Annotated in this window: 12 protein-coding genes; 10 read left to right on the plus strand and 2 right to left on the minus strand. The window is 27.0% G+C overall.

The genetic code is table 11. From position 1 onward, the window contains the following. Window positions 1-74 precede the first annotated feature (74 nt). The 10 genes from CNEONATNEC86_RS10745 (at window position 75) to CNEONATNEC86_RS10790 (ending at window position 10,551) form a co-directional block, all read left to right on the plus strand. The gene (locus CNEONATNEC86_RS10745; RefSeq protein ID WP_125149925.1) at window positions 75-1,046 is read left to right on the plus strand and encodes a Rossmann-like and DUF2520 domain-containing protein; all 972 of its coding nucleotides are present in this window, start codon (window positions 75-77) and stop codon (window positions 1,044-1,046) included. Then, a complete protein-coding gene (gene panB, locus CNEONATNEC86_RS10750) occupies window positions 1,021-1,848 on the plus strand; it encodes a 3-methyl-2-oxobutanoate hydroxymethyltransferase (RefSeq protein WP_159135979.1) in 828 nt (275 codons plus the stop codon). Before CNEONATNEC86_RS10745 ends, panB begins: the two co-directional genes overlap by 26 nt. 242 nt (window positions 1,849-2,090) lie before the next feature. Beyond that, window positions 2,091-2,927 (plus strand): pantoate--beta-alanine ligase, encoded by an 837-nt coding sequence (gene panC, locus CNEONATNEC86_RS10755; protein ID WP_159135980.1) that lies wholly within the window; start codon window positions 2,091-2,093, stop codon window positions 2,925-2,927. A 191-nt stretch (window positions 2,928-3,118) separates the two neighbouring features. Continuing rightward, window positions 3,119-3,493: an aspartate 1-decarboxylase gene (gene panD, locus CNEONATNEC86_RS10760; protein ID WP_058295306.1), complete on the plus strand. Its 375-nt coding sequence runs from the start codon at window positions 3,119-3,121 to the stop codon at window positions 3,491-3,493. Window positions 3,494-3,803: 310 nt separating this feature from the next. Further along, on the plus strand, window positions 3,804-4,406 hold the full coding sequence (locus tag CNEONATNEC86_RS10765; protein WP_058295305.1) for an NUDIX hydrolase: 603 nt from the start codon (window positions 3,804-3,806) through the stop codon (window positions 4,404-4,406). A 136-nt stretch (window positions 4,407-4,542) separates the two neighbouring features. Next, a complete protein-coding gene (locus CNEONATNEC86_RS10770; protein WP_125149928.1) occupies window positions 4,543-6,621 on the plus strand; it encodes a PAS domain-containing sensor histidine kinase in 2,079 nt (692 codons plus the stop codon). 910 nt (window positions 6,622-7,531) lie between these two features. Continuing rightward, the gene (locus CNEONATNEC86_RS10775; RefSeq protein WP_058295303.1) at window positions 7,532-8,191 is read left to right on the plus strand and encodes an amino acid ABC transporter permease; all 660 of its coding nucleotides are present in this window, start codon (window positions 7,532-7,534) and stop codon (window positions 8,189-8,191) included. A 10-nt stretch (window positions 8,192-8,201) separates the two neighbouring features. Further along, complete coding sequence (locus tag CNEONATNEC86_RS10780) at window positions 8,202-8,879, plus strand: amino acid ABC transporter permease (RefSeq protein ID WP_058296911.1); 678 nt, start codon at window positions 8,202-8,204, stop codon at window positions 8,877-8,879. Between the two features lie 20 nt (window positions 8,880-8,899). Next, the gene (locus tag CNEONATNEC86_RS10785; protein ID WP_159135981.1) at window positions 8,900-9,688 is read left to right on the plus strand and encodes an amino acid ABC transporter ATP-binding protein; all 789 of its coding nucleotides are present in this window, start codon (window positions 8,900-8,902) and stop codon (window positions 9,686-9,688) included. 11 nt (window positions 9,689-9,699) lie between these two features. Next, window positions 9,700-10,551 carry a cysteine ABC transporter substrate-binding protein gene (locus tag CNEONATNEC86_RS10790; protein WP_159135982.1) on the plus strand — a complete coding sequence of 284 codons (852 nt, stop codon included), beginning with the start codon at window positions 9,700-9,702 and terminating at the stop codon, window positions 10,549-10,551. Window positions 10,552-10,643: 92 nt separating this feature from the next. Here CNEONATNEC86_RS10790 and CNEONATNEC86_RS10795 read toward each other — a convergent pair whose 3' ends face one another. Beyond that, entirely contained in the window at window positions 10,644-12,026 is a 1,383-nt protein-coding gene (locus CNEONATNEC86_RS10795) for a sensor histidine kinase (RefSeq protein ID WP_159135983.1), read from the minus strand. 13 nt (window positions 12,027-12,039) lie between these two features. Then, window positions 12,040-12,738: a response regulator transcription factor gene (locus CNEONATNEC86_RS10800; protein WP_200848524.1), complete on the minus strand. Its 699-nt coding sequence runs from the start codon at window positions 12,736-12,738 to the stop codon at window positions 12,040-12,042. Window positions 12,739-12,834 lie beyond the last annotated feature (96 nt).

Consider the following 12,834-nt stretch of genomic DNA (forward strand, 5'->3'; position numbering starts at 1 on the left):
TTTTATTATTTAATAATACAACTCATATCTAGTATATTGAATGAGATTGAAATTAGGATGTTGTATCACTTTATATGGAGGTGGTACTTATAAGTTTAAAAATAGGTTTTATAGGACCTGGGAAGGTAGGCGTAAACCTTGGACGCTACTTTACTCACAATAAATTATATGTAACAGGCTTTTATGGTCAAAATTTTATAAGCGCAAAAGAGGCTTCAATAATTACAAATTCGAAATACTATGTGAATATTGAAGATATAATTAAAGAAAGTAATATAATATTTATTACAACTCCTGACGATATCATTTCAATTATAGATAAAAAAATTTCAGAATTTGATTTAAGAGGCAGATGCATTTGTCATTGCAGTGGCTCTCTAAAATCATGTGTATTATCTAATGCAAAAAGTGCTGGAGCACTTATCTATTCTATACACCCAATCTTTGCATTTCCAAATAAAAATGTAATTATGAGAGATTTAAAAGAAATCTATTTTTCAATTGAAGGAGACAATTTAGAGAGTCAAAATATTTCTAAGAAAACAGATGCTAATTTAAAATTTAACAGTCATTTATTAATAGTAGATTTATTGAACAAACTGCCTAATAAATATTTTATTAGAAACGGCGAAATAGATTCAAAATATCATTTATGTAATGTTATTGTTTCTAACCTAGTATTATCTTTAATAAATATTGGGACAGGCTATCTAAAGTACTTTGATTTAAGTGAAGAAGAAGCTTTAAAAGCACTTAAACCACTTATTTATGGAAATATGAATAATATTTTTGAAAAGGGCTTTTTAAATTCACTTACAGGACCAGTTGTACGTGGAGATTTAGAAACAATAAAAAAACATAAAGCATCTTTATTCGAAGAACATAATAAGCTTTATGATATTCTATCTTTAAATCTTTTAGAACTAGCTTGTAAAAAGGAAAATGCAATGAATCAAAATAATTTTTATAAAATTCAAAAATATGAAGAAATTTATGAATTACTTAAAGGAGCAGAAAGTAATGAAAAACACAATTCTAACATTTAAGGATTTGAAAAAACAACATAAAAAAATATCAATGCTTACAGCATATGATTATTCAACTGCAAGATTATTTGATGAATGTAATATTAATGGGATATTAATAGGGGATTCACTTGGCATGGTTATAAAAGGTGATGAAGATACATTAGGTGTTACAATAGATGAAGTAATATATCATACAAAAGCGGTTAAAAAAGGTGCAAAAAATGCATTAATAGTAAGTGACATGCCTTTTTTATCTTATCATATATCAGTTGAACAAGCTGTATTAAATGCTGGAAGATTAGTAAAAGAAGGTGGAGCTCATGCAGTTAAACTTGAAGGTGGAGCTCATGTAATAAAACAAATTGAAGCAATAGTTAATGCACAGATTCCTGTAATGGGACATTTAGGGCTAACTCCTCAATCAGTAAATGCTTTTGGTGGATTTAAAGTTCAAGGAAAGAATGAAGAAACAGTAAAAAAATTAATTGAAGATGTAAAACTTATAGAAAAGGCTGGAGCATTTGCAGTTGTTCTAGAAGGAATACCAGGAAAGGTTGCAGAGATGATTACAGATTCAATAAGTATACCAACAATAGGAATAGGTGCAGGAAAGGAATGCGATGGGCAGATACTTGTTTATCAGGATATGCTTGGAATGTTTAATGATTTTGTTCCTAAATTTGTTAAACAATATGCTAACCTAGGAACTGCTATAAAAGAAGCTGTAGGAAGTTATATAAGTGAAGTTCAAAATGGAAGTTTTCCAGAGGAAAAACATACTTTTAGTATAAATGAGGAAGAATTAAAGAAATTATATTAAGTCATATATCTTAATTTATATATTTTTTATTATAAATTAAAAAAATAAAAAATTAACTAAATTCTTAAAAATCATAAAAACTATGATTTTTAAGAAATTTTAAAAAAAGCAGTATATTATAAATTTTATATAAATTAAAAAAAGCTATAAAAAATAAAATACTTCACAAAAACTGAATTTTAAAAGAATTATATATAAAAAATAAAATCTAAAATTTAATTAATTATAAAAGGGGCAAAATTATGTTAGTTAAAGAAATTAAAGAATTAAGAAATATAATTAAAGAATATAAAAGACAAGGATTTACCATAGGATTTGTTCCAACCATGGGAGCACTTCATGAAGGTCACCAAAGTTTAATAAAAAGAGCAGCAAAAGAAAACGATAAAGTTATTGTAAGTGTATTTGTAAATCCAACTCAATTTGGACCAACTGAAGATTATGATGCTTATCCAAGAAATATAGAAAAAGATTTAGAAACTGCAAAAGAAGCAGGATCATGTATAGTTTTTAACCCTGAACCAAGTGAAATGTATTTTGAAAATAAATCTACAAGTGTAAGTGTATTGAATTTAACAGATAAACTTTGTGGAGCTAAAAGACCAGGCCATTTTGATGGAGTTTGCCTAGTAGTATCTAAATTATTTAATATAGTAACTCCAGATAAAGCTTATTTTGGTCAAAAAGATGCTCAGCAGGTTGCTGTTTTAAAGAGAATGATGAGAGATTTAAATTTTGATGTTGAAATAGTGGAATGTCCAATAATAAGAGAAGAAGATGGACTAGCTAAAAGCTCAAGAAATACTTATCTTTCAATAGATGAAAGAAAGTCAGCATTAGTTTTAAGCAGAAGTTTAAAGTTAGCTAAAGAAGCTTTAATGTCAGGAGAAAGAGATGTACAAAAAATTAAAGAGATAATAAGAAATGAGTTAAACTTAGATCCATTAGCTAGGATTGACTATGTAGAAGTTGTGGATGCAGAAAGTTTAGAAGATGTTAATACAATAGAAAATAAAATTTTAATTCCAATAGCAGTTTATATAGGAAAAACAAGACTTATTGATAATCTGATTTTTTGATATTTTTATAAAAACGTAATTATTAAAAAACTATAAGAATTTAAATAATATATAAAAATCTAAATTTTTAATAAAATCTAAAAATACAATATTTTTTACAAAAACCTAAAAACAGTTTTTATTAAAAAATTGAAAAAACTATGATTTTTGTTTATGTATTATAACTTAGAAACAAATGGGGGAAATATAAAATGGTATTAACAATGTTAAAAGGAAAAATTCATAGAGCAACGGTTACTCAAGCAGAATTAAATTATGTTGGAAGCATAACTATAGATAAGGATCTAATGGATGCTGCTGGAATTCTTGAAAATGAGAAAGTACAAATTGTTGATAATAACAATGGTGCAAGACTTGAAACATATGTTATTCCAGGTAAAAGAGGTTCAGGTACAATCTGCTTAAATGGTGCTGCAGCAAGATGTGTACAGCCTGGAGATAAAGTAATAATAATTGCTTACGCTCAAATGAGTGAGGAAGAAGCAAAAGAGCATAAACCTAAGGTTGTATTTATGAATGATGATAACACAATAAACGAAATAACAAATTACGAATATAATGATTAAAAAATGAAAACCTGGGTTCTCCCAGGTTTTTTATTTTTTTCCTTTACGTTTTTTATAAATAACATTACCAATAACTTTTCCAATTATGTATGCTACAATAAATAGTATTCCAATTATTAAAACATCACCCATAACAACAAACCTTTCTAAAAATAAAACATTTAAGTAACAAAAAATTAATATATACTTTATAAAATAAGTATACTTTAGTAAAAGAATTTTAACAATATTTTATGTAAAGAATTATATTTCATTGAAAAAATAAATTATAATAATAAGCATAGTATGAAAGAAAAGGATTTTTATAGATATGGATATTGAAATAATAAAAAATAAATTAAAAGATAGAAAAGTTAATATAAGCGGACATAAGACTATGAAAAAATATTCATTATTAATACCATTAATTAATATTAATAACGAACTGAATATAATATTTGAAGTTAGAGCTAAAACATTAAAAACTCAGCCAGGGGATGTATGCTTTCCGGGTGGTAAAATTGAAGAAAATGAATTCCCATATGAGGCAGCACTTAGAGAAACCAAAGAAGAAATCGGTCTTAAGTCAATTGATATAATATGTGAACTTGATACAGTTGTTAAATTTGAGTCTACAATAATATATCCTTTTTTGGGGCAAGTGAAGAATTTAGATGAATTAGAAATCAATACGGATGAAGTTGATCATATCTTTTATATTCCAATAAAGAAAATATATAATATAGAACCTATAAAAACAAAAGAAAGATTAATAGCTATACGTGAGAAAGATTTCCCTTATGATTTGATACAAGATGGAGAAAATTATAAATTCAGAGAAGGAATAGGAAGAACTTTATTTTATAAATATGATCACTATGTTATATGGGGAATAACTGCTGAAATACTTGAAAAATTCTTGGAGAAATTGTAATTATCAAAGAATAAATTCAATATTAAGTAATTAATTATATTTTATTGTAAATATTATAATAACAGGATATACTTATTGTATATTGTACAAATATCTTATGAATAATTGCTAAAATAACATATAAAGGGTTGAGAGTATGAGAAATAATTATAAATACACTGAAGATTATAAATTAGAAGATTTAAAATATTTAATAGATAATATTCCTTATCCAGTTTGGATTAAAGGTAGCGATGGAATATATAAGTATGTTAATAAGCAGTATGCAGAAATAACTAACATGGTCCCAGAAGACATAATAGGAAAAAGTGACTATGATATTAGAGATGAGGAAACATCACAACTATTTTTATCAGAAGATAGAGAAATATTGGATAATGAGAAAACTGTATTTCATAGGAAAATCCCTGTTAATATGAAATTCAAGAATTTTTTTGAAGTTTCTAGAATGATATTAGAAAATAACAACAAAGATATAAAATTAATCGGTGGAATAGGAAGAGATATAACACTTAATGAGAATCTTTATAAAGAAATTGAGGAAAGTACACTTACACTATTAGATAATAAGAACGCTAACAATACAAGCGAGTTACCATATATTTTGAAAAATACCTTAAAAGCAAGTGGGGTAACAGTATTTATATTTGATGAAGAAAATAAAAAAATGAATATATTTTTAAAGACATATAATGATAGTATAATTCCAAAAGATTATAATGTTAAATTACATAAAGAATATGAAGATTACTTGATGAATGCTAATAATGTTAATAAGCCTTTTAAAATAGAATATAATGGTAAGAATATCATAAGTTTTATCAAAACCTATTCTATAAAATATGAAAATGAATTAATTGGAATATTAAATATTCATTATGATGATAAAAGTTCATATTCATACATTGAGGAAGATTTAATTTGGAATACATGTGATAGACTTGGAGTAATTATAAAAAACAGAATTCTTACAAATAAGTATAAAATGGAACTGCAAAAAAGAAAAAAAAGTGAAAAAAAGCTTCAGATTTTTTTAGAAAATACAATTGATTTTTATATTATATTTGATGGTGAGCAAAATTATTTTGAAAATGGAGGTGAAATAGAACATTTAGAGAAGTTTTTTGGATATGATATTCAAGAAATAGGAGATAGATATAAAAAGAAAATTTTACGTCATCCAGATGATGAAGAAAAAGTTGATAAGATATATAAAATTGCAAAAGAATGCAAGAAAATACATGGAATTGTAGTACGATACTTATGTGCAAATAATGAGTATAAAAGTATTGAGTGGAATATAATGTACATTAGTGAAGATAATAAATTTTTTATTTCAGGAAAAGATATAACTTCTAGATTAAAATTAGAAGATGAAAAAAGGAAGTTAGAAAAAACAATTGAATTAGAAAGTTTAAAAACAGAATTTTTTGCTAATATGTCTCATGAGTTTAAAACCCCATTAAATATAATACTTACAACTGTACAAGTACTAGCAGAGAGATTTAATAATTCTAACAATACATGTAATATCTGTAAAGTAGATATGAATAGGTATTTAAAAGGTATTAAGCAAAATTCATACAGGCTTTTAAAGATTGTAAATAATATAATGGATATTACTAAAATTGATAGCGGAAGCTACAGTTTAGAACTTGGAAATCACAATATTGTGAGTCTAATTGAAGATATTGTTCTTTCAGTTGCAGAATATATAACTGAAAATAAAAGAAATATAATTTTTGATACAACTGAAGAAGAAATTATTTTAGCTTGTGATCCGATGAAAATAGAACGGATAATACTTAATTTACTTTCAAATGCATTAAAATATACATATGAAAAAGGTAATATCGAAGTATTTGTTGATATGGACTCTGAAAAAAATGAAGTTATAATAAGTGTTAGAAATGATGGAGATCCCATACATAATGAAGATAAAGAAAAAATATTTGAAAGGTTTACTCAGTCTGAAAATTTATATACAAGACAAAGAGAAGGAACAGGAATAGGTTTGTTTTTAGTTAGACTATTGGTAGAATTGCATGGAGGGAGAATTTATGTAGATACATCAGAATTAAAAGGTAGCAAATTTGTATTTATTCTTCCAATTAGATTAACTGAAGAAAAGAATGAGAATTATACATATACAAAACAAATAACATCAAAAGTTGAAAGATTTGATATTGAATTTTCTGACATATACTCAATTTAAATAAGGGACGTACTGAGTTTAGTGTGAATAACCGAAATAAAGCTCTTATGTGGTGCTCGCTTGCTACAAAAATGAAGCTAAGAATTCAAACATGCAGACTTGCACCCACAAATGTTTGCTCCAATATAAAATTGGACAAACAATTTTGGAACAAGTCTACATGAAGAATTCTAAAGCTCAATTTTTGAATGCAAGACACCGCACACATAAGAGCTTTATTTCTTTGTTTCATCTAAATTCAGAGTATCTGTATTATTGCTGCTATACATAAATACATTTTTAAATTAAGGAATAGTTATTTATAGATATTAAAGATTTAAAAAGTTAATATTTTACCATTTTTTAAAAGATATAGATTTATAAATATCAGAATATAAATCCTTACGAATGTGCACTTATAAGGAAACCTATTCATCATTAGATGAATAGGGGCTATACTGCTAAGTTCGTACCTCACCAAGCATTATATGCCAAAGAGCAGCTATACTGTAATTCGGAACTTTTCTTATATATTGAATTTCGGTTGTTATCCACTAAACCATGATTCTACGTCCTTTATTTATGGTTAGCAAAACTATAAATAAGGGATATTTTTTTATTATAGCTTATAAAAAATAATAATAAAGCCTAATTTAGATTTGTAACAAAATATACTGATGCTGATACATTATTAAATATAGGCCATAAAAATCATATATTAGAGAAGGATGATTACAAATTTAGCAACAAAATAATCTGGTATATTATTTAGTAAAATAATTTTTGTTAAAAATACATAATTGATAAACAAATTACATTATTTTTAAGTAGTGGTATTGACATCTAATTAAATTGTTATATAATAATTCCTATAAAGATAATCGGGATTATTGTATGACAATTTTAGAATATCATAAGAGGAGGTAAATAAATGGACTGGGGGTTTATATTTAAGCATGTTCCCAAATATATTGATGCAATGTACTTAACTTTAGCACTTGCAGTAGGTGGAATAGCGTTATCAGTTATTATTGGAATTATATGCAGTTCTATTTTATATTTTAAAGTGAAAGTATTACGTAAAATCGTAAATATATATATTGAATTGTCTAGAAATACACCACTTTTAATACAACTATTCTTTTTATATTATGGTTTTACTAAAATAGGAGTACATTTAAGTGGATTTTCATGCGGAATAATTGGACTAGCCTTTTTGGGAGGCAGTTATATGTGTGAAAGCTTTAGAGCGGGGCTTGAATCTGTACCTAAGTCACAAATTGAGGCAGGAACAAGCATAGGGTTAAACAATTTACAAGTTTTTAGATATATAATTTTACCACAAGCATTTTCAGTATCAGTTCCACTTATTGGGGCTAATTGCTTATTCTTATTAAAAGAAACATCAATAGTTGGAGCAATTGCCATAGCGGACTTAATGTTTGTAGCTAAAGATTTGATTGGTATGTATTATAAAACAAATGAAGCACTTTTCATGCTTGTTGTTGCATATTTAATAATTCTACTCCCTGTGTCAATATTAACTAGCGTTTTAGAAAGGAGAAGTAGATATGCACAATATGGTAACTAATTTATTAGGAATACAAAACACTGATTACAGAGTTTTGTTCGAAGGAATGAATATGCAAAGGCTTTTTGGTGGATTATATGTTACTGCTAAAATAGCATTTATTTCAGTTATAATTGCTTGCATATTAGGAGTATTATTTGGAATAGTAATGACTTTTAAAAGCAAAATAGTACATGCTATTTGTAGATTATATCTTGAAATAGTAAGAATAATTCCAATACTTGTGTGGCTTTTCATACTGTATTTTGGAGTTGATAAAGCATTTAACTTAAATATAAGTGGTGAAGTAGTTTCAATTGTAGTATTTTCACTTTGGGGAATTGCTGAAATGGGTGATATTGTAAGAGGCGCAATAACATCAATACCTAAACATCAAGAGGAAGCGGCTATATCACTTAATTTAAACAGAAAAGATATTTATTTATATGTAATACTTCCACAAGCTTTAAAGAGAATACTTCCAGGTGCAATAAATTTATCTACAAGAATGATAAAAACAACATCACTTGTAGTTTTAATTGGAGTAGTTGAAGTTGTTAAAATAGGTCAGCAGATAATAGAAACTTCAATTTTAAAAGCACCAACAGCATCATTTTGGGTTTATGGATTTATATTCTTTTTATATTTTATAATTTGCTATCCTCTTTCTAAGATATCCAAAATTTTAGAACAGAAGTGGGTAGGCTAGAACAAAAGGAGGCAAAATAAATGAGTGAAATAAAAAACGAAATAATAGAAAACAAAAAAGATATAGATTCTTCTAAATCTATTTTAAGAATAGAAAATCTGACTAAAAACTATGAAAATATTGAAGCATTAAAGGGAGTAAACTTAGATGTTTATAAGGGAGAGGTTATAGTAATACTTGGACCTTCTGGATGTGGAAAAAGTACTTTTTTAAGATGTTTAAATGGTCTTGAAAAGATAAATTCAGGTAGTATTTACTTAGAAGATAAATTGATAGGAAAAGACATAGCTTGGAAAGAAGCAAGAGAAAAAATAGGTATGGTTTTTCAAAGCTATGAATTGTTCCCGCATATGAATGTTATAAAAAACATACTTCTTGGGCCTACAAAAGCGCAAAAACGAGATCCTAAGGAAGCTGAGAAGCAAGCTGATGAATTACTTAAAAGAGTTGGACTTTTTGAGAGAAAGTTTGAACTTCCAAGAAAGTTATCTGGAGGACAAAAGCAAAGAATTGCAATAGTAAGATCTTTATGCATGAATCCTGAAATAATGCTTTTTGATGAAGTAACAGCAGCACTAGATCCAGAAATGGTAAGGGAAGTGCTTGATGTAATACTTGAACTTGCAAATGGTGGAATGACAATGATTCTTGTAACACATGAAATGAACTTTGCAAAAGAAGTTGCGGATAAAATAATATTTATGGATGAAGGGCAGATTGTTGAAACTTCATCTCCAGATGAGTTTTTTAAAGAGCCTAAAACTGAAAGGGCTAGGCGCTTTTTAAATATATTTAAATACAATAATTAGGGGGACCAAAAATGAAAGCTGTAAAAAAAATTACTGGATTATTAATGTCACTGTTATTATTCGTAGGAATATTTGCAGGATGTGGTAATGCAAATTCATCAGAAGCTAGTTCAAGTACTGCTAGTAAATTAGAAGAAATTAAAAAGAGAGGAACTGTAAGAATAGGTGTATTTAGCGATAAACCACCTTTTGGATATGTTGATTCTAATGGTGAAAACCAAGGATACGATGTTTATATTGCAAAGAGAATAGCTAAAGATTTACTTGGAGATGAAAACAAGGTGGAATTTGTTCTTGTTGAAGCTGCAAGCAGAGTAGAGTTTCTTCAATCAGACAAAGTTGATATAATCCTTGCAAACTTTACTGTAACAGATGAAAGAAAAGAAGTAGTAGATTTTGCAAATCCTTATATGAAAGTTGCACTTGGAGTTGTATCAAAAGATGGAACAATTAAGTCTGTTGATGATTTAAAAGGCAAAAAACTTCTTGTTAATAAAGGAACAACAGCAGAGACATACTTCACTGAAAACTATCCAGATATAGAATTATTAAAATTTGACCAAAATACTGAAACATTTGAAGCGTTAAAAGATGGACGTGGAGATGCTTTAGCACATGATAATACATTATTATTTGCATGGGCAAGAGAAAATAAAGGATTTGAAGTTGGAATAACAAATCTTGGAGAACAAGATACAATTGCTCCAGCAGTTAAAAAAGGAAACACTGATCTTTTAGAATGGCTTAATACAGAAATAGATACACTTAATGGAAATGGATTTATGAAGGAAGCATATGATGCTACATTACTTCCTGCTTATGGAGATTCTATAGATCCAAGCGAAATTCTTGTTGAAAAATAAAATGTTCTAATAAAAACTTAATAAACACAATTTTAAATAAAGATATAAGCCATAACAGGAATGTTTAATTTCTTGTTATGGCTTATTTGTTTCTAAATAAGTAGTTTTATTAAAGAAGAAAATCCCTTATCTATATCATTTTCTATAATGAATTCACCTTTATGTGCTTTAATAATACTATTTATAATAACAAGGCCAAGTCCATGAGTTACTGTTCCATCATTTGATATTTTTTCTTTTTCGTAAGGTGTTTTTAAAATATCTTGAAGTTTTTCTTTTGTTATTCCAATGCCATCGTCATATATTTTTATGATGCAGTTATTTGAATTATCACATATAAGCTTTGTAACAATAGAGCATCCATTTGGATTATGATTAATGCTGTTTTGTATTAAATTTGTAATTGCTCTTTTTATTAAGTTTTCATCACAAGAAATAATAATATTCTCATTATCATTTTCAAAGGAAATATCATATTTTTCATCTAAATCATTATTTATAAAGTCACAGATAATTTCTCGAAGAAGTGAAGAAATTCTAACTTTTTTTAAATTAACTGGCTGCATATCATATTCTAATGATGATACAAGATTTAAGTCGCTGATTAGGCTTTTTATTTTAATGCTTTGCCTAACGATAGTTCTCATTTCTTCACGTTCTTTTAAAGATAGATTTTCATTATCTTGAAGTTCACTTGAATAGCCAAGTATCATAGAAAGGGGAGTTCTTATATCATGAGAAATTCCTGCTATGTAGCTTAATCTTGCTTTATCTTTCTTCTTTAATAATTCGTCCTTTTCTTTAAGAATTATTGATGTTTCATTTATACTATTTGAAATACCTTTAAGGACTCCTTCACAATTCACCTTTACAAATTCACCTTTTGAAAGCTTCTCCAAAGCAGAAATGAGCAGTTTAATAGATTTAATCATTTTACTTCCTATAAACAAAGATAAAATCAATGCAAGCAGTATATTTAATAACAGAAATACCAAAATTCTTATAGGAACTGATTTTACCCATTCAACTGGAAATGTATATTGGTATTTTGCATATTTATCTTTTGGATATCCAATTACGATAAGATTCTCATTATATTTCCAAGAATAAACTGGATAACTATTCAAATAATTTCTGGAAAATAAAGCCACATCAGTAAGGCTGTATTTAAGGGGAACATCTTTAGGTAAATCATAATTCCATATTACGCTGCCATCATTATTAATGAGCATAGCCCACACATCTGCATTTTTCAATTCTGTCTTTGTATTATCATTAATATAATATTCACCATTTTCTAATTTTAAATTATTTTCAATATCAGTTAGCAAATTTTCAGGACTTTCAGAAGAATTTAGACTTACTCCTTCTGACATATACATTACTATAATACTGTAATTAAATAGAAATAAAATCAAAGTTATTAAAGCAGTAGTTAATATAAATTTTTTTAAAATATTTTTAGAAGTACTCATAAATCTGCCTCCCTTATTTTAATTTATATCCAAGGCCTCTCACTGTTAAGAGATGTTTTGGTGAAGAAGGATCAATTTCTATTTTTGAACGTATTCTTCTTATATGTACCATAAGAGTATTTTCATATCCATACAAAGTATCATTCCATGCAGCCTCACATAAAGCATCGCTAGTTACTATTTTTCCTTTGTTTTCGTATAGTTTTAAAAGCAGTGCAAGTTCCTTTGCAGTTAAAGGGATTTCTTTTCCATCTTTATATACAATTCCAGATTCAAGATCAACTTTGCATGAATCAAGTTCAAATGATGGCAGTTTTTCTTGTGTAAATGGTAAGTAGACTCTTTTTAAAATTCCTGTAAGTCTAAGTGTAAGTTCTTTTGGAAGAAAAGGCTTAACCATATAGTCATCTGCTCCAAGACATAATCCAAGAAGCTTGTCTTCATCTTCACCTTTGGCAGTAAGAAAAATTACTGGTATTTTAGAAGTTTTTCTTATTTCAGTAAGCAGTGTAAATCCATCACCATCATCAAGCATGACATCTAAAATCGCACAATGAGGCTGTATAGTTTTGAATTTTTCACTTGCATCTTTAAATGAAGAAGATAAAAAGATTTTTGTAAAACCTTCTTTTCTTAAAATATTATCAATCATATTTAAAATCTCAGTATTATCATCAACAACTAAAATTTTGAGATTTTTCACATTTTCTATATTTTTCATAAAATCACCCAAAAATATTATATCATTAAATTTTTTATAGTTTTTAAAGAAATAAATTAATTAAGGTTCAGTTAAGGTAAGCGTCAG

The organism is Clostridium neonatale (assembly GCF_900465025.1).
Classification (GTDB): Bacteria; Bacillota; Clostridia; order Clostridiales; family Clostridiaceae; genus Clostridium; species Clostridium neonatale.

Excerpts from the sequence above, each read along its gene's own strand:
- CNEONATNEC86_RS10795 (WP_159135983.1), bottom strand. The coding sequence starts at position 12,026 with ATGAGTACTTCTAAAAATATTTTAAAAAAATTTATATTAACTACTGCT.
- CNEONATNEC86_RS10785 (WP_159135981.1), top strand. The coding sequence starts at position 8,900 with ATGAGTGAAATAAAAAACGAAATAATAGAAAACAAAAAAGATATAGAT.
- panB (WP_159135979.1), top strand. The coding sequence starts at position 1,021 with ATGAAAAACACAATTCTAACATTTAAGGATTTGAAAAAACAACATAAA.
- CNEONATNEC86_RS10770 (WP_125149928.1), top strand. The coding sequence starts at position 4,543 with ATGAGAAATAATTATAAATACACTGAAGATTATAAATTAGAAGATTTA.
- CNEONATNEC86_RS10745 (WP_125149925.1), top strand. The coding sequence starts at position 75 with ATGGAGGTGGTACTTATAAGTTTAAAAATAGGTTTTATAGGACCTGGG.
- CNEONATNEC86_RS10790 (WP_159135982.1), top strand. The coding sequence starts at position 9,700 with ATGAAAGCTGTAAAAAAAATTACTGGATTATTAATGTCACTGTTATTA.
- CNEONATNEC86_RS10775 (WP_058295303.1), top strand. The coding sequence starts at position 7,532 with ATGGACTGGGGGTTTATATTTAAGCATGTTCCCAAATATATTGATGCA.
- panD (WP_058295306.1), top strand. The coding sequence starts at position 3,119 with ATGGTATTAACAATGTTAAAAGGAAAAATTCATAGAGCAACGGTTACT.
- panC (WP_159135980.1), top strand. The coding sequence starts at position 2,091 with ATGTTAGTTAAAGAAATTAAAGAATTAAGAAATATAATTAAAGAATAT.
- CNEONATNEC86_RS10765 (WP_058295305.1), top strand. The coding sequence starts at position 3,804 with ATGGATATTGAAATAATAAAAAATAAATTAAAAGATAGAAAAGTTAAT.